The sequence below is a fragment of the Pollutimonas bauzanensis genome (assembly GCF_040393045.1).
GTDB lineage: Bacteria > Pseudomonadota > Gammaproteobacteria > Burkholderiales > Burkholderiaceae_B > Pollutimonas > Pollutimonas bauzanensis_A.
This window is the reverse complement of record NZ_JBEBUX010000097.1, coordinates 1-16,004: the sequence shown is the minus strand read 5'-3', so window position 1 is coordinate 16,004 and position 16,004 is coordinate 1. Positions and strand designations below refer to the sequence as shown.

The following is a 16,004-nucleotide window of genomic DNA, read 5'->3' as shown; positions in this document are numbered from 1 at the left end:
GTCTTGGGAACTTCTGCCGCTACGGGCTATGCGGTGGAGTATGCAGGCCCTGCAATCCGTGCGCTCGGCATGGAGGCGCGATTGACGCTATGCAATCTTTCCATCGAACTCGGCGCCAAAATCGGCATGATCGCTCCCGATGAAACAACGTTTCGCTATTTGGAGGGTCGACAGTTCTCGCCCAAGGGCATTGCATTGGAGCAAGCCATCGCACATTGGAAAGAATTGGCGTCCGATGTCGATGCTGTGTTTGATAAGGAAGTGGATGTCGATATCAGCAAGATAAGTCCACAAGTGACATGGGGAACCAGTCCCGAGCAGGTGGTGGCTATCAATGGGATAGTTCCTGACCCGGCACTGGAGCCAGATCCCAAGCAGCGCCTGAGCTTGTCGAATGCGCTGGAATACATGCAGTTGCAGGCGGGTCAACGTGTCGATCGAATCAAGATTGATCGCGTATTTATTGGCTCGTGCACCAATAGTCGGATTTCCGATCTGCAGGCCGCGGCAGCCGTGCTGAGGGGGCGTCATATTGCTGCCGGTGTCACGGCTTGGGTGGTCCCTGGCTCATCGCAGGTTAAGAAGCAGGCCGAACGCGAAGGCCTGCATCAAGTCTTTATCGATGCAGGCTTTGAATGGCGCGAACCGGGGTGCTCGATGTGTGTGGGAGCGAATGGCGATATGGTCGCGCCGGGCCAGCGCTGTATATCCACTTCAAATCGAAATTTTGTGGGACGGCAAGGGCCGGGTGCCTTGACGCATCTGGCAAGCCCGGCGATTGCAGCAGCGAGCGCAGTGATGGGCAGGATTGCTTCCCCCGAGATGATGGAGCCGAAACCATGATGCCATTTACGATCTGCAAGGGCCATGCCGCGACCTTGATGCGGGACAACATAGATACGGATCAAATCATACGGATTGAACGGATTGCGCAGCTTAAAAGGGGCGAGTTTTCTCGTTGGCTTTTCGAGACATGGCGTTATCTGCCCGATGGGACCGACGACCCGCGTTTTGTGTTGAATATCGAGCCCTATCGGGCGGCGCAAATATTGATTGGCGGCGATAACTTCGGTTGCGGCAGTTCCCGGGAAATGGCGGTCTGGGCAATACAGGAGTTCGGTATACGTTGCGTTATTGCGCCTGGCTTTGGCGATATTTTTTTCAATAACTGTTTGCAAAACGGCTTGCTGCCTATCAGGCTGGGCCGGGCTCAGGTCGAGCAGTTGGCGGCTGTTGCCCAGTTGGGCGAGGTGCTCACCGTAGATCTGCAAACTTGTACGGTCACGACTGCGGCAACCGGGAAGATCCCTTTCAGCATGCTCGACACGCAGCGGCAATCACTGTTGCTTGGACAAGACGATGTTGCGCAGACGCTGGCTGCCGACGCGCAGATTGATGCATTTCAGAAGCAGGATAGTGATAGACGGCCATGGGTGTATATGGCGGTCTAGGCGTTTGTTTTTCACTTTTAACGTAGTGCTTATTTAACAAGGAAGTATTGGCATGGCCGGAAACTCAAAAAGCTTGGGAGACCTGTTTGCGCAGAAGAAGTTGGTTGTTGCGCCGGGTATTTTTGACATGATCTCTTTAAAGGTGGCTGACCAGCTTGGTTTCGACTGCCTGTATATGACGGGTTATGGCACGGTTGCGTCGTACCTTGGCTTGCCAGATGCAGGGCTGGCCACGTACACCGATATGGTGAATAGGGTTGCCGCTTTTTGCGGTGCGACGTCGACCCCTATTATTTGTGATGGCGACACTGGGTATGGCGGCCTATTGAATGTGGCTCACACCGTTGAGGGGTATATCCGTGCCGGGGCTGCAGGCATTCAGCTGGAAGATCAGGAATTTCCGAAAAAATGCGGTCATACCAAGGGCCGCAAGGTGATTCCTGTGCAAGATATGGTCAACAAAATCAAGGTCGCCAGCGATGTGCGAGGCGACAGGAAAGATTTCCTGATCATTGCCCGCACCGATGCGAGAACAACACACGGCCTGGATGAGGCGCTGAAACGTGCCGAGCAGTATCTGGCGGCTGGCGCCGATGTTCTTTTTGTCGAGTCTCCCGAGTCAATGGACGAGCTGGCCGTTATCGGCAAGTCTTTTGATGTGCCCTTGGTAGCGAACATTGTCGAGGGCGGGCGAACGCCTCAACCCACTGCGCGCGAATTACAGGACATGGGCTTTGCCCTTGCCATTCATCCTGGCCTGGGCTTCTTGGCCATGGGCCATGCCTTGCACAAAGCCTATTCGCACTTGAAAGATACCGGTGATTCGATTGGGTATGACGAGATCGACGACTTTGAGGCTTTCAGCAAATTGATTGGCTTTCAGAAAGTGTGGGACTTTGACGATAAGTATAGAAGCTTGGAACTGAAGTAATAATTATCAAATTGCCTCATAGGGTTGGTTGTCAGGAGACAAGAAAAAATGAATTGGATTAAAGGTTGTTTTACGCTTGCGGCGGCATTGCTTGTTTGTTCTCCGGCTGTTCATGCCGAAGACGCTTCGAAATGGCCATCGAAGGCGGTGACGTTGATGGTGCCTTACTCGCCAGGGGGAGGTACCGATATCATTGCCCGCTTAGTGGGTAGCAAGCTCTCGGAAATATGGGGCCAATCAGTCATCGTGGAGAACAAGCCGGGCGCCAATGGCGTGATTGGTTCTGCGGATATTGCCAGGGCAAGTCCCGATGGATACAAGATTATGCTGGTGGTGGGTTCCCATGTGATCAACCCCATTCTTACAAAAAGCGTTCCATTCAATACCGACACTGACTTCACCCCAATTACTCGTCTGGCTGTATCGCCTTTGGTTTTGGTAGTTTCCAAGACAGGCAAGTACCCCGATCTTGACGGTTTTCTTAAAATGGGAAAGAAAGATGACGTCAGCATGGGGTACTCAGAAGGTCAAACTCAATTGACAGTCGAGCTGATACGGCAGAAGGCTGGGATCAAAGCAATCCCGGTTCCATACAAGGGAGGTTCGCCGTTGATGGTCGATATTATTGGCGGCCATGTCGAATCAGGCATAACGAGCGTTCTTACCTCATTGCCGCATGTGAAGTCGGGCAAGCTGAAAGTGATCGGTATTGCTGCCGATAAGCCACTGGATGTTTTTCCTGAGGCAATAACGTTCAAGCAGGCGGGCTTCCCCGAGGTAGAGTCGTTAAGCTGGTACGGGCTGTTTGGGCCTAAAGGAATGCCGGACGATATTGTCAAAAAAATAAACGAAGGCTTGCGTCAGGCAACGCAAGATCCTGTTATTGCCAAGCAATTGGTAGAACAGGGGGCCATCGTGACTTTGGACGCGCCCTCGGACTTCAAGGTTTTCCTGGAGAACGAGAAAAAGAAATGGTCCGAGGTTGCAGAGAAGGGCAATATCAAGGCCAGCTAGCACCTAAGTGTCATGTATAAGCCGGCGTCCCAGGGTGACGACGTCATCCTGGGCGTAGCCCAGTTTTCGATAAAACTCGATGACGCTGACGTTGGACGACCGAACCATAAGGCTGATCTTCGGGCAGCCGCGCTCCATCAACAAGTGCTCGGCTTCCGACATGAGCTTTCGGCCAATTGATTGGTGCCGATGACTGGCCGCGACAGCCAGGTAGTAAACCCAGCCGCGATGGCCGTCGAAGCCGATCATCGCAGTGGCGACGACCTCTTGCTGATCAACAACGACCAGAAACAGCTCGGGCTGTTCAGTCATTTTGCGTGCGATATCGCGGTGCGGATTATTCCATGGGCGCGTAAGGCCGCATTCGTTCCAGAGAGCAATAACCGTGTCTTCGTCAGATGCTTGATAGGGACGTATGTACATAATGCGAGTCAGTGTAGTGGTTCAGAAATACCGATTCATCTTGGAGGCTTAAGTATGTCATGCGATCGGCGGTGCTGGCTGGACTACGGTTCCAGCATCCCATCTTTTAGCCGAAGCGTCAGAAGATCCACAAACGCCGCGACACGTGGTGCCAGCGCCCCCTGTTTGTAGAAGACGGCCCAAACCGCCTGTTTCCATGGCAGTGTCAATGTATTCAACACGGGTACCAACCGACCGTCGGCGACATCGTTATGGGTGAGGAAGTCTGCAAGGCACGCGATACCCGCATGGTTTAGCGCCAGATGCCGTAAAGTCTCTCCGCTGGAGGCCGCAATGGCCGGCTGTATGGGCAAGCCTTCACCCTGTTCTTGCGTCAGCGGCCATATATTCAATGAGGCTGGCTCGGTAAAGCCGATCAGACGGTGCCTGGCCAGATCCTCTGTTTTTTTGGGTTCTCCATGCTGGGCAAGGTATTCGGGTGATGCCAGCAGCCTGAGGCGGCTGCTTCCCAGGCGCCTCGCATTCAGTGTCGAGTCCGCCAGGTTGCCGATGCGGATGGCCATATCCGCGCGCTCCTCGATCAAATCGATAATGGTTTCGCCGCTGATCATTTCCAGGCGCAATAGCGGGTAGGTGTCCATGAGTTCCGCCGCCAGCGGCGCCAGCAAGTGATCAAGGACCGGTGTGGCGGCATTGACACGGACCGTCCCGGACGGCTGCAAAAAGCAGGCGACCAGATGTTCTTCGGTATCTTGTAGATCGGAAAGTATCTTGCGTGCGCGCAAGAGCAGCCATTCACCTTCTTCAGTCAGGTCCAGTCTTCGTGTGGTGCGGGTTATCAATGCCATGCCCAATTGCGATTCCAGGCGGGAAACAGCGCGGCTTATACCTGAAGGCGTCTGACCCAGGCGTTCTGCGGCGCTGGTGAATGAGCCTGTATCCTTGACTGCGACGAAGGCAATCAGCGAGTCGATCGGCAGCATTGTTGACTCCGGGTCAAAGGTGTATTGTAATCCCACCGGTTTTTCTCTGTGCGTGCAAGCCTCACACTGCAAGGCATCTACTTTGCATACCGGAGAAAATCATGCCTTTAGCCTTATGGGCGCTGACACTTAGCGCCTTCGCGATAGGAACCACCGAATTCGTTATTGTTGGTCTTATTCCCACGATAGCCGCCAGTCTTGATGTGTCCGTGCCGTCTGCGGGACTACTGGTCAGTGTTTATGCCTTGGGCGTGGCGATCGGCGCGCCTGTATTGACCGCAATGTCCAGCCGTGTACCGCGCAAATTCCTGTTGCTGGCATTGATGGCGTTGTTTACGGTGGGGAATCTGGTGGCATGGATGGCGCCTGGCTATGTGGCGTTGATGGGGGCGCGCATGCTGACGGGTTTGGCTCATGGCGTATTTTTCTCGATCGGCTCGACGATAGCTACTGGTTTGGTGTCTAAAGATAAAGCGGCCAGTGCGATAGCACTTATGTTCAGTGGTCTTACGGTTGCATTGGTAACCGGCGTGCCGCTAGGAACTTTCATTGGTCAGATGTTTGGTTGGCAAACTACTTTTCTTGCCGTTTCTTTGCTGGGCGTCATCGCTTTTGTAGGTAGCTTGATCCTGGTGCCCAATAACATCAAGAACAATCCGCCTGCATCCATGCTGAAGCAATTGGCGGTCTTGAAGCAGCCCCGTCTTCTGCTGGTGTATGCCATCACTGCGCTGGGCTACGGCGGCACTTTTATCGCCTTTACCTATCTTGCCCCGATCTTGCAGGAAGTTGCCGGTTTCTCGGCATCCAGTGTTGGGCTTGTCATGCTGGTATATGGCGTGTCGGTGGCGTTTGGCAATATTTGGGGTGGCAGGTTGGCCGACAAGAAGGGGCCTGTGTGGGCGTTGCAGCTGATTTTCGCGTTGCTGGCTCTGGTGCTGTTTGTGCTGACATTTACGGCTACGAATGCCTGGCTGGCCGTGATCACGGTACTGGCTTGGGGGGCAGTCGCTTTTGGCAATGTGCCTGGATTGCAAGTGTATGTGGTCCAGCAGGCGCAGCGTGATGCTCCCGAGGCTGTCGATGTGGCTTCCGGCCTGAATATCGCCGCGTTCAACCTGGGCATTGCCGGTGGCGCCTGGGCAGGAGGATTGATAGTCGCCCACATGGGACTATTGGCCACGCCCTGGATTGGCGCTTTGGTTGTGCTGGGTGCGCTAGGGCTGACAACGCTTTCGGGGCGGCTGGATAAGCAAGGCACGGCGTCCGTTGCTCATCGGCTGTGTGTTGCTGAATCGCCTTAAGCGCCGTAGTTTCGTTATTTATGTGTTCCTGCCAGTAGTGTTTAAATGTGCGAAGAACATCGCGTTGGCTTCCATGAAAGAAGCTGCTTCGCGTAGTAATTCGGCCTCGCCGCGGGATTCGTAGGCCAGACGGCTGGCTGCAAGGTTCAATGCGCGGATCACGCGTTCTGGGTGTTGCTTGATGTTGCGCATCCGGCTAAGAAGAGCTTTCAGGCGACGGGTCGTTCCTGGCGTGATGTCGGGGGCGTGCAACAATTCCTGAACGCGTAATGCAACGGTACCCAGGGACTGCAGGGCAAGGCTGCCGCCCAATGCCGAGATACCTTGCTCGCCAGCCTTGTCCATCCAGCGCACCAGTTTGATCAAGCGGTGATAAAGCCGTGCGCGACGGATTTCGTGGCGGGTGATGGGCGTGCGGTCGGCGGCAGCGTCTTGTACTTCTTGCACCATCATGCCGATTAAGGTTGTCATGCGGCTTTTCGGCGTAGAAGGGTAGATGAACCGGAACGCAACAAAGGCGGTCAGCGGTGCGAGTATTACGGCGAGGGTGTTGATCAGAGAATCGCCGAATGTAGCGGTCAGGGGGTAAACCGGTTGCAGCAGGATAAGCATGATCATATTGAAATCATAGCTGCAAGCCATGGTGCGGCGGTAGCCCGCCACCAAGCCGCCGAAGAGAATGAACGGCATCATCAATATGACCAATTCCAGTTCGCTGGTGGCAAATGGCCAAACCAGCCAAAGGCAAGCCAGTGCAGTAAGCGCCCCCAGCAATTGACCCCAGAACACAACTCTGCTCATCATGCTGGCCGGGCTGTCGAACGCCGAGAAGATGGTCATCATGACTGCCGTGCCTATCATCATATAGGGGCCGCCTTGCCATCCGGTGGCCACCCAGATCATCCCGACAAGGAAGAGGGTGACAGCAGCGCGGATCATGGCTTGCCGGGCGCCTACCCAATCCAGGTGAATGACGGCGCGTTGTGTGCCGGCGGCTTGCTGGATGCCGTCGTCCGGGCTTGCTGATAACGCATCCAGCGCCGCCTTCATCCGAACTAGCACGGTGTTCAATGAAGTTCGAGAGACCGAGAGATTAATGGCGTCTTCCAAGGCCTGGCTTGCCTGCCCGGTGGTCGCTGTGTCTTGTAGTTCCTGGGCTGCACGCGTGAGCTGAAACGTTAACGCCTGGTCTGCAGGAAATATTTGGCCGCGTTGTAGCCACAGCAAAGCTGCTACCTGGGCCGACAGGAGCGTGCGCAGAGGCCGGATGGAGCGATGCGACTGCAAGGATCCGGCGCCTAATGTATCGAGCCGTTCATCAATGTCGGCGATTTCCGATAGCAGCGCCTGGACGGAATCGCTTGGGTGAGCGGGTTGATTGCGCAGCCGTTGCGCCACGTGGTTCAGGATGTTGCCGGACAGGTGTTGTACCTGTTGCGTGACGGCTTCTTGCGTTTGCCGGCTGGCGAATAACCACCCCACAGCCAGGGCGGCGCCCACGCCGAGTAAAGCCGTCAGCAGTCGGTCGGCGCCCAACCCGAGAATATGATCAGGATGTGGCGTGCCCAACATGGCCACCATGACCGCAGAATAACCTGCCAGCATCGTGCCATATGAAGTGAAACTGCGCTGCAGGTTGCCGATGCCTGCGCATAAACCTAGCCATACAGCCATGCCGGTGACCAGCCAAAATGGCTGATCGCCTGCCACAAGCACAAGCAATACACCGACGAGTGTGCCGCTTACGGTTCCCATTACACGGAAAAAGCTTTTTTCCAGCATGTGATTGCGTATCGGTAGCGACCCCGCCCACACCGTCATGCCTGCCCAATGCGGGTGCTCCAGTCCTATCAGCCATGCAACCAGCACGGCGGCGCAACATGCCAGGGCCGTACGCAAGGTGAACCGTAGTCGCTCTGCATCAAACCCGAAACGGGACAATGTTTCGGCCGCGCTCATGCCAGTTGCTCCTTGTTATCCAGGATGGGTTGAATGCGCTTTCCGATATGACTGAACGCCTGAAGTATCGCTTCGATGTCTTGATCTGTCAGGTCAACCAGGATTTCTGTCTCGACACGGGCCAAAACCTGACGAATTTGCGCGACAACAGCGTGCCCGGCCGTGGTCACGAATATCAGCTTGGCGCGACGGTCGGCATCGTCGGCACGCCGCTCGATTAGATGGCTGTGCTCGAGAATGTCCAGCAGCCGAACCAGACTGGGCTCTTTTAGCCCCACTCGCAACGCCAGCTCTTTCTGTTGTATGCCATCGCCTGACTCGTGCAGGCGCACCAACGGTGCCCATGTGGCGTCGGTCAGTCCGGTTTGCGCCAGGCTATGGTCCAAGGCGCGGCGCCAGCGTCGGGCCAGTTCCACAAACTGGGCGCCAAATCGTTCGCGCGATGAGAAAGGAGGGGTAGGCATTATTTAGTTTTGATTAAAATAGTTAGTGTCCTAATTATAAAAATAAAACTGTGCCGATGTCTATAAAAAAGATCGTTCCTTTCGTCAGCGCCGTGGTTTACCTTAGGGATAACTATAGGGAGTGGCCTATTGCGTAATTTCAGCAAATCGCCATAATTATGAATTACTAATCATGGTTCTCATCAAAAGGCATGGCATTGAGCACTCGTATTGTTCAGCAGGTGTTGTATCTGGAGGTCGCTAATAGATTGCGCGCCATGATTCAGTCATGCGAACTGCCGGCGGGTTCCTGGGTAGATGAAGTCAGTCTGACCAAGGAACTGGGCATTTCCCGTACACCGCTGCGCGAGGCGCTTAAAGTGTTGGCTAATGAAGGCTTGGTAAGGCTGGAGCCGCGCCGGGGGTGCTTCATCAACGAGCTATCGGCGCGCGACATTGACGATATCTTCCCGCTGATGGCGATGCTGGAAGGGCGGTGCGCCTACGAGGCCGCAAGGAAAATCAGTGATCAGGATCTCAAGCGGCTGGAACCGTTGCACCAGCAGTTGCAAATGCATGCCACCGCTGGCGATACTGACAAGTATTACGCGACGAATGCGTTGATCCACGAAGCTATCCAGGCCTTGGCCGATAATCATTGGTTATCTGATCTGGTCGATAACCTGCGCCATGTACTGAGCCTCTCACGCCATAAAAGCCTGACGTTGCCAGGGCGTGTCCACGCCTCTTGTGCCGAGCATATGGCGATTTTTTCGGCACTCAAGGCGCGCGATCCGGAAAGCGCCGAGGCGCTGACGCGTACGCATCTGATGTGCCAGCTTGATGCGCTTCACATTTTGACAGCACAAGCAGCACATGAGTCCGATACGCCTTTATCTGCCCATTCCAAACCACAGGAGCTCGATTTATCATGACGGTGACGGACACAAGGGACCTGACGACAACCAATGCCAAAGCTGAGCTTGTCGAACCAAACAACAATGAAACCCAGGGGCTGATAGCTCGCCTGGGCCGGTGGCTGGAACGAGATCGTTGGCCAGTGCCCGCTGAAACACAGACGCTTTTCTCTGCCCGCATGACCGATGTCGCGGCCAACCGACTGGCCAAACAATGGAGTCTGCGGTACATGGCTGCGGACGGTAAAGAACGTAGAGCCTTGTTGGCCGCACTGGTTCAGGCCAGCGCCGGCCTCGAGCCGCGCGGCGACCAGGGCTTGCGCTTGTTTCGCCGTTTATATGCGCAAGCCGACAGCCTGCATCTGCTGGTCGAACTGCGAGCCGACATGCTGCGCTGGCGCAATCAGGTGGCAGGCCTGACCGTGCTTGAGCGCGAGCTTGAAGGGCTGCTGTCCAGTTGGTTCGATGTGGGTATGCTCGAACTGCGGCCTATTACTTGGGATTCGCCTGCGTCGTTGCTGGAAAAGCTCATCCAGTACGAGGCAGTGCATGAAATCCATTCATGGGAAGAATTGCGCCATAGGGTCGCCGACCACCGACGCTGCTATGCGTTTTTTCATCCGCGCATGAATGACGTACCGCTTATATTTGTCGAGGTGGCTTTTGCAACGCACATGGCGGATAACGTTCAGGTTTTGCTTGACCCCAAGGTGCCGGCATCCGATTTGAACAAAGCGCGCTGGGCCATTTTCTATTCCATTTCCAATACGCAGCCGGGCTTGCGCGGCATCAGCTTTGGCAATTTTTTGCTTAAACGGGTCGTCGACGAGCTATTGAAAGAACTGCCAAAACTCAAGTCTTTTGCCACACTGTCGCCAATGCCGGGCTTTGCCGACTGGCTGGGCAAGCAAGATGGCGAGGCTATGCAAAACTTGTTGAACGACAAGACTGATAAGCAGCAGGCTTTGGGCGATCCGGCGGCAGGTCTGAAGTGGGTCGAGCGGCTGCAGGCCGCCGCAAACGGCAAAGCGTCGGAGTCCGTACAGCGCACAGGCATGCGGCTGGCAGGCCTGTATCTTAAAAGCATGAAAAATGGCCAGCCCGTTGATCCGGTGGCACGGTTCCATTTGGGCAATGGTGCACGAATTGAACGCGTTAATTGGGGCGCGGATCTTTCCACGAAAGGTATGGCTCAGTCATGCGCCATCATGGTCAATTATTTGTATGACCTGGAGCAGCTGGATGACAACCTGGCACAATTGGCCGCCGGCAAACCCAAGACGGGACTTAATCTACGATGGTTATAAACAGCGCTGGTTCGGGTGCCGAAGTCGGCCGGGTACTGGTCGAGTGCGATGGGGCAATTGCTTTCGTAACGCTGAGCCATCCGGGGCGGTTGAATGCGATCAGTATTGCAATGTGGCAAGCGTTGGCCGATATTTTTACTACGCTTTCCAATAACAAAACACTGCGCTGCGTTGTGTTGCGAGGCGAAGGCGGCAATTTTGCAGCCGGTGCGGATATTCGTGAATTTCCCCGGGCCCGTGCCGATCTGGCTGGTGTCATGCATTATCACACGCAAGTGCTGGCGCCGGCCCTTGCTGCAATAGCCGCTTGCGTGCATCCGGTATTGGCGCAAATCGATGGTGTTTGCGTGGGAGGCGGGCTTGAAATCGCCAGCCAGTGCGACTTGCGTATTGCCGGCAACTCATCCCGTTTCGGCGTTCCTATCAATCGCCTGGGCTTTCCTATGGCGCCCGACGAAATGCGCGGCCTCTTGGCTTTGGTGGGCAGGGCGACCACTCTGGAAATTCTGCTTGAGGGCCGTGTCTTCGGCGCAGCTGAAGCCTTGTCCAAGGGTTTATTGACGCGGGTGTTGCCAGACGACCAAGTGGCAGGCGATGTGATGCGAACTGCGCGCAAACTGGCGCGTGGGGCGCCAATGGCGGCTCGCATCAACAAACAGACAGTGGCGCGCTTGTGCGCGCATTCTGCTCCTTTGTCCGAGTCCGAGCTTGGAGCTTTTTTTAACTATGCTGAAAGCCGTGATCACCTTGAAGGTGTGAGGGCGTTTCTGGCCGGCCAAGAGCCGGAATTTTCAGGAGATTAATGTGGATGGCAATGCCAACTTATATGCTTTGCTCGCGAAGGGCTTTCCCGCAGACCGTAGCGCCATAGCGATTGAGACACCCGAGCGCTCTTATAGCTGGAACGACATCGAAGAGCTTAGTGGGAGATTCGCCAATTTATTGCACGCGCTGGATCTTCCTGCGGGCTCACGCATTGCCGTGCAAGTGGAAAAGTCGCCCGAAGCTCTGATGTTGTACTTGGCCAGCATTCGCGCAGGGCTGGTGTACTTGCCCCTGAATACGGCCTACCGCGAATCGGAAGTCGATTATTTTTTGACAGATGCCGAGCCGGCTGTGGTGGTGTGCGACAGCAAAAATCAGGAATGGATCAGCAGGCTGGCTGACAAGACCGGTACGGCGCATGTCTATACGCTGGACGAGGACGGCAGCGGCAGCCTGGCTCTGGCCGCGGCCAGCCAGTCCGCGGAATTCGATACCGTGCAAAGCCTGCCCGACGATTTGGCGGCAATACTTTATACGTCTGGCACCACAGGACGCAGCAAGGGGGCAATGCTATCTCATCGCAACCTTTCGTCCAATGCCGAAGTGCTTAATAAATACTGGGGTTGGCGCCCTGATGATGTATTGCTGCACATGCTGCCTATTTTTCATGTGCATGGCTTGTTTGTCGCTTCGCATGGTGCATTGCTGGCGGGGGCTCGCATGATCTGGCTGCCCAAGCTGGATATTGAAAAGGCTTTGCATTATTTGCCGCAATGCACAGTCTTGATGGGCGTGCCCACTTATTATGTGCGGCTGCTCAATGATGCCCGTTTTACGCGCGAATTATGCAGCCGCATGCGTTTGTTCATTTCGGGGTCAGCCCCGCTTTTGACCGAAACTTTCGAGGCGTTCAAGGCGCGTATCGGCCAGCCCATTCTGGAGCGCTACGGAATGAGCGAGACCATTATGCTGACGTCCAATCCCTATGATACGGCGTTGGGTGAGCGTGTCGGCGGAACGGTGGGCCAGCCTTTGCCAGGCGTGATGGTGCGGGTCGTCGATGATACCGAAACCGAACTTGGGGTCGGTGAGATCGGCAACGTACAGGTGCGTGGTCCTAATGTGTTTTCGGGCTATTGGCGCATGCCGGAAAAAACTCGTGAAGAGTTCACCGCCGATGGTTGGTTCCGCACTGGCGATGTGGGACGGTGGGGCGGCGATTCGGCGCCGGCCAATTATTTATCTATAGTGGGGCGGAGCAAAGACTTAATTATTTCCGGCGGCTTCAATATTTATCCCAAGGAAATTGAGCTTTTGATCGATGATATGCCGGGGGTTGATGAGTCGGCCGTTATCGGCGTTGCACATCCTGATTTCGGAGAAGCCGTTGTGGCTGTGGTGGTGCCCAAGGCTGGCGCCTCGCTGGATGCAGCGGCCATGATCGCGGACATGAAGACCAGAATGGCTAACTTCAAGGTGCCCAAGCATATTTATGTAGTAGACCAGTTGCCGCGCAATACCATGGGCAAGGTACAAAAGAACATACTCCGTACGCAATACTCGTAGTTCGGATGTGTAGAAGTGTAGAGGTGTAGTAGTAAAAAACCCGTATAAAAGTTGATAGAAAAATCACAAGAGGAGACATCATGAAAAAGCAGGCTTTTTATTCGGCTGCAGCCGCATTTGCATTGTCGGCGATGGCCATTGGCGCGAACGTGCAGGCGGCATGGCCGGAGCGTCCCATTACTATCGTCGTACCATTTCCTGCCGGCGGTGGTACCGACACCTTTGCCCGGCCACTCGCGCATCAATTGGGCGAACAGTTGGGCAAAAGCGTAGTCATTGACAACAAAGGTGGCGCGGGCGGCACCTTGGGGGCAGGCGTGGCTGCGCGTGCGGCGCCGGACGGCTATACTTTTTTCATGGGAGGCGCGCATCACGTCGTGGCGCCATCCATCTATAAAAAGCTTAGCTACGATATCCAGAAGGACTTCGCTCCGGTAGCGCTATTGGCGCAACCGCCGCAAGTTATCGTGGTCAATGCCACTAAGCTACCGGTCAAAAGCGTCAAAGAGCTCATAGAGCGGGCCAAGGCCAATCCTGGGCAAATCAACTTTGGCTCGGCGGGTATCGGCAGCACCCACCATTTGGCTGGAGAACTATTCGCCTTGAAGACTGGGGTCGATATCACCCACGTTCCCTATCAAGGCGCTGGCCCTATGCTTACCGGCCTAATCACTGGTCAGGTCGATATGGCTTTCGACGGCTTGGGTTCATCGGCGTCGCACATACGTTCTGGCAGCATCCGGCCGCTGGCTGTGGCTGCGGCGCAGCGGTCTCCCTCATTTCCTGACGTTCCTACAGCGGCCGAGGCAGGTGTTCCCGAATACGAGGTGTCAACCTGGTATGCAATGTGGGCGCCAGCAGGCACACCCGCAGACATAGTGGACAAAATGGCGGCCGAGCTGACCAAAGCCTTGAATGCGCCCAAGGTCAAAGAACTCTGGCTAAGCAACGGCAGCGCAACGCCCAATCTTACCGGGGCGGATTTCGGCAAGTTTGTCGATAGCGAAATTACGCGTTGGGCGGGTGTTGTCAAAGAGGCGGGCGTAAAGCCACAATAAAGATCTGCCGCAGGCCGGCACCGGCCTGTGTTCTACAAATAAGGGCTGGCAAGCCAAATGACCCGATTGCGCAACCGTTTGCGAAAAGGGATTTGCGCCAGCCCTTGAAGCGTTACGGCATCGGCTTTGGCGATTTCGCTGTCTATCAAGGCTTCGATTTCGCGAGCCGTATCGCGACTGTAGACTTCCATATCCAGTTCGAAATTCAGGCGTAAGCTGCGTGGATCCAGGTTCGATGAGCCCACGTAAGACCACGAGCCGTCGATCGTAATCAATTTAGAATGGTTGAAGTTGTCATTGACGCGCCAGACTCGGCAACCGTTGCGGATTACCTCATCCAGCTGGGCCGTCATGGCGTAATTGACCAGGCGCAGGTTGTTGCGCCCAGGAATGACGATGTCGACGACGATACCCCGGCGTGCCGCTGTATTGATGGCGCCCAGCAGAATCTGATCCGGCAGGAAATAAGGCGACTGTATGCGGATATGGCGCTGCGCCACAGCGCACGCTCCCAATAACATGTTGTGCGTTGCCGCCATGTAGCGGTCGGGCCCGGAGCGAATGCAGCGCGCAGGCACTTGCGGTTCGGCAGCCTCCCAGTCGGTGCTGCACCAGGTTTCAAAGCCAAGCGCTTCTTTGGTGGTGAACTCCCAGTCGTGCGCGAATACCGAGACAAGTTGCAGTACAACAGGCCCTTCAACGCGAAAGTGCGTGTCGCTGGACATGTCTGAACCGGCGACTGCCGAGACGAAGCCGGCCCGGATGTTCATGCCGCCGGTAAAGCCAATATGACCGTCTACCACTAGAATTTTTCGGTGACTGCGCAAGTTCGCGTAGGGCATGCGCAGGAATCCCAGCGGATTGGTCATGAACAAGGCGCAGGGAATGCCTTTTTTTCGCAGCAGGCGAATAATCTGGGGGCGGGAGTACTTGGAGCCTATCGCGTCGATGAGCACGCGTATCTCGACGCCTCGTTCCTTGGCCTGTACCAATGCGTCGACGATTTTTCGGCCTTCGATGTCGTTGTCGAAAATATAGGTCTGCAGCGCGATCGACTTCTTGGCGTTTTGAATAGCGGTGATCATGGCCGGGTAGGCTTGGTCACCGCCCACCAGTGTCTGAATATGATTGCCATCGCGCAAGGGGAAGCGGCTGATGCGGTCGCCCAGCACCCTTAGCGATTGGAATTGCGGCCCGGCGACATCGGTGACGTCGGCCAGGGGTGCGTCCTGAGCACCCGAATAGTCTTTCAGATTTTTATTGCGCTGTTCGGAAATATGGTCGTGACGTATGCGATTGATGCCGGCTACCAAGTAGATGAAAGGGCCTAGCAGCGGCGACATCATGATGATGCCTACCCAGCCTATGGCAGCCCGTACATCGTTCTTGGTCATGGCGGCATGAATCGCCGCTGTGCCGCCCACGGCTAAGCTTAAGATAAACGCAAGATGCGGCCAATATTCCAGAAAGAAATAATGCACTGAGGCCATGTTTATCCTGCCCCTGAGGGACGTTCCTGGAGGCTTTCATACCACAGGGGGTTGGGAGAGGCTTGAAAGGCATAGGCTTGGGCGCGTGAAGGCGCGCGCCAGATACCGCCGCCAATACCCAGTATTGGTTTTACACCGTACCAAAACCATCGACCGTCTTCGTCTTGCGCAGCCCAGTTCCAGTCGTGGGGTGCATTTGACCAGTCAAGAATAGTAAGATCAGACGTCATTGCATGATGATAATCGTTGCAGGCGCGCAGAGTATGAAAGGGATCAGGTTTTTTGTCCAGAAGCAGGACAGAATGTCGACAGGCTGGCGCCTGTGATAGAAAAGCAGCTTGGGGTGACCGATGGGGCTCGAACCCACGACAACCGGAATCACAATCCGGGACT

Annotated in this window: 16 protein-coding genes; 10 read left to right on the top strand and 6 right to left on the bottom strand. The window is 55.4% G+C overall.

Annotated elements, in window-relative coordinates:
• From ABWO67_RS14310 to ABWO67_RS14295, 4 genes are all read left to right on the top strand, one after another.
• On the top strand, window positions 1–843 hold an 843-nt coding region (locus tag ABWO67_RS14310; protein ID WP_353152644.1), incomplete at its 5' end, for an aconitase family protein.
• Window positions 840–1,451, top strand: a complete 612-nt coding sequence (gene leuD, locus ABWO67_RS14305; RefSeq protein ID WP_353152642.1) for a 3-isopropylmalate dehydratase small subunit — start codon at window positions 840–842, stop codon at window positions 1,449–1,451. The genes ABWO67_RS14310 and leuD, both read left to right, overlap by 4 nt.
• Before the next feature lie 52 nt (window positions 1,452–1,503).
• Window positions 1,504–2,382, top strand: coding sequence for an isocitrate lyase/PEP mutase family protein (locus ABWO67_RS14300; RefSeq protein WP_353152640.1), 879 nt, complete (start codon window positions 1,504–1,506; stop codon window positions 2,380–2,382).
• A gap of 48 nt (window positions 2,383–2,430) precedes the next feature.
• Window positions 2,431–3,396, top strand: a complete 966-nt coding sequence (locus ABWO67_RS14295) for a Bug family tripartite tricarboxylate transporter substrate binding protein (protein WP_353152638.1) — start codon at window positions 2,431–2,433, stop codon at window positions 3,394–3,396.
• A 3-nt stretch (window positions 3,397–3,399) separates the two neighbouring features.
• On the opposite strand, the gene ABWO67_RS14290 is transcribed toward ABWO67_RS14295, so the two are convergent.
• Window positions 3,400–3,819: a GNAT family acetyltransferase gene (locus ABWO67_RS14290; RefSeq protein WP_353152636.1), complete on the bottom strand. Its 420-nt coding sequence runs from the start codon at window positions 3,817–3,819 to the stop codon at window positions 3,400–3,402.
• 83 nt (window positions 3,820–3,902) lie between these two features.
• Window positions 3,903–4,802 carry a LysR substrate-binding domain-containing protein gene (locus tag ABWO67_RS14285; RefSeq protein ID WP_353152634.1) on the bottom strand — a complete coding sequence of 300 codons (900 nt, stop codon included), beginning with the start codon at window positions 4,800–4,802 and terminating at the stop codon, window positions 3,903–3,905.
• A 101-nt stretch (window positions 4,803–4,903) separates the two neighbouring features.
• Between ABWO67_RS14285 and ABWO67_RS14280 the strand changes: the two genes are divergently transcribed.
• Window positions 4,904–6,106, top strand: a complete 1,203-nt coding sequence (locus ABWO67_RS14280) for an MFS transporter (RefSeq protein WP_353152632.1) — start codon at window positions 4,904–4,906, stop codon at window positions 6,104–6,106.
• Window positions 6,107–6,124: 18 nt separating this feature from the next.
• Here ABWO67_RS14280 and ABWO67_RS14275 read toward each other — a convergent pair whose 3' ends face one another.
• A complete protein-coding gene (locus ABWO67_RS14275; RefSeq protein ID WP_353152630.1) occupies window positions 6,125–8,065 on the bottom strand; it encodes an FUSC family protein in 1,941 nt (646 codons plus the stop codon).
• A complete protein-coding gene (locus ABWO67_RS14270; protein ID WP_353152628.1) occupies window positions 8,062–8,529 on the bottom strand; it encodes a MarR family winged helix-turn-helix transcriptional regulator in 468 nt (155 codons plus the stop codon). The genes ABWO67_RS14275 and ABWO67_RS14270 overlap by 4 nt, the downstream gene beginning before the upstream one ends.
• 197 nt (window positions 8,530–8,726) lie before the next feature.
• Between ABWO67_RS14270 and ABWO67_RS14265 the strand changes: the two genes are divergently transcribed.
• The 5 genes from ABWO67_RS14265 to ABWO67_RS14245 all read left to right on the top strand — a co-directional run bounded on the left by ABWO67_RS14265 (window position 8,727) and on the right by ABWO67_RS14245 (window position 14,121).
• Window positions 8,727–9,443 (top strand): GntR family transcriptional regulator, encoded by a 717-nt coding sequence (locus tag ABWO67_RS14265; protein ID WP_353152626.1) that lies wholly within the window; start codon window positions 8,727–8,729, stop codon window positions 9,441–9,443.
• Window positions 9,440–10,732 (top strand): malonyl-CoA decarboxylase domain-containing protein, encoded by a 1,293-nt coding sequence (locus tag ABWO67_RS14260; protein ID WP_353152624.1) that lies wholly within the window; start codon window positions 9,440–9,442, stop codon window positions 10,730–10,732. Before ABWO67_RS14265 ends, ABWO67_RS14260 begins: the two co-directional genes overlap by 4 nt.
• Window positions 10,723–11,535 (top strand): enoyl-CoA hydratase/isomerase family protein, encoded by an 813-nt coding sequence (locus ABWO67_RS14255; RefSeq protein ID WP_353152622.1) that lies wholly within the window; start codon window positions 10,723–10,725, stop codon window positions 11,533–11,535. Before ABWO67_RS14260 ends, ABWO67_RS14255 begins: the two co-directional genes overlap by 10 nt.
• 1 nt (window position 11,536) lies before the next feature.
• A complete protein-coding gene (locus ABWO67_RS14250) occupies window positions 11,537–13,063 on the top strand; it encodes a malonate--CoA ligase (protein ID WP_353152620.1) in 1,527 nt (508 codons plus the stop codon).
• Window positions 13,064–13,194: 131 nt separating this feature from the next.
• Window positions 13,195–14,121 carry a Bug family tripartite tricarboxylate transporter substrate binding protein gene (locus tag ABWO67_RS14245; RefSeq protein WP_353152645.1) on the top strand — a complete coding sequence of 309 codons (927 nt, stop codon included), beginning with the start codon at window positions 13,195–13,197 and terminating at the stop codon, window positions 14,119–14,121.
• 32 nt (window positions 14,122–14,153) lie between these two features.
• Here the strand turns inward: ABWO67_RS14245 and cls are convergent, their stop codons facing one another.
• Window positions 14,154–15,611, bottom strand: coding sequence for a cardiolipin synthase (cls, locus tag ABWO67_RS14240; RefSeq protein WP_353152618.1), 1,458 nt, complete (start codon window positions 15,609–15,611; stop codon window positions 14,154–14,156).
• A 2-nt stretch (window positions 15,612–15,613) separates the two neighbouring features.
• Window positions 15,614–15,841 (bottom strand): hypothetical protein, encoded by a 228-nt coding sequence (locus tag ABWO67_RS14235; RefSeq protein ID WP_353152616.1) that lies wholly within the window; start codon window positions 15,839–15,841, stop codon window positions 15,614–15,616.
• Window positions 15,842–16,004: the final 163 nt, after the last annotated feature.

What these genes read in the sequence shown, in the direction of transcription:
- leuD (WP_353152642.1), top strand. Translation starts at nt 840, where the DNA reads ATGATGCCATTTACGATCTGCAAGGGCCATGCCGCGACCTTGATGCGG.
- ABWO67_RS14300 (WP_353152640.1), top strand. Translation starts at nt 1,504, where the DNA reads ATGGCCGGAAACTCAAAAAGCTTGGGAGACCTGTTTGCGCAGAAGAAG.
- ABWO67_RS14295 (WP_353152638.1), top strand. Translation starts at nt 2,431, where the DNA reads ATGAATTGGATTAAAGGTTGTTTTACGCTTGCGGCGGCATTGCTTGTT.
- ABWO67_RS14290 (WP_353152636.1), bottom strand. Translation starts at nt 3,819, where the DNA reads ATGTACATACGTCCCTATCAAGCATCTGACGAAGACACGGTTATTGCT.
- ABWO67_RS14285 (WP_353152634.1), bottom strand. Translation starts at nt 4,802, where the DNA reads ATGCTGCCGATCGACTCGCTGATTGCCTTCGTCGCAGTCAAGGATACA.
- ABWO67_RS14280 (WP_353152632.1), top strand. Translation starts at nt 4,904, where the DNA reads ATGCCTTTAGCCTTATGGGCGCTGACACTTAGCGCCTTCGCGATAGGA.
- ABWO67_RS14275 (WP_353152630.1), bottom strand. Translation starts at nt 8,065, where the DNA reads ATGAGCGCGGCCGAAACATTGTCCCGTTTCGGGTTTGATGCAGAGCGA.
- ABWO67_RS14270 (WP_353152628.1), bottom strand. Translation starts at nt 8,529, where the DNA reads ATGCCTACCCCTCCTTTCTCATCGCGCGAACGATTTGGCGCCCAGTTT.
- ABWO67_RS14260 (WP_353152624.1), top strand. Translation starts at nt 9,440, where the DNA reads ATGACGGTGACGGACACAAGGGACCTGACGACAACCAATGCCAAAGCT.
- ABWO67_RS14255 (WP_353152622.1), top strand. Translation starts at nt 10,723, where the DNA reads ATGGTTATAAACAGCGCTGGTTCGGGTGCCGAAGTCGGCCGGGTACTG.
- ABWO67_RS14245 (WP_353152645.1), top strand. Translation starts at nt 13,195, where the DNA reads ATGGCCATTGGCGCGAACGTGCAGGCGGCATGGCCGGAGCGTCCCATT.
- cls (WP_353152618.1), bottom strand. Translation starts at nt 15,611, where the DNA reads ATGGCCTCAGTGCATTATTTCTTTCTGGAATATTGGCCGCATCTTGCG.
- ABWO67_RS14235 (WP_353152616.1), bottom strand. Translation starts at nt 15,841, where the DNA reads ATGACGTCTGATCTTACTATTCTTGACTGGTCAAATGCACCCCACGAC.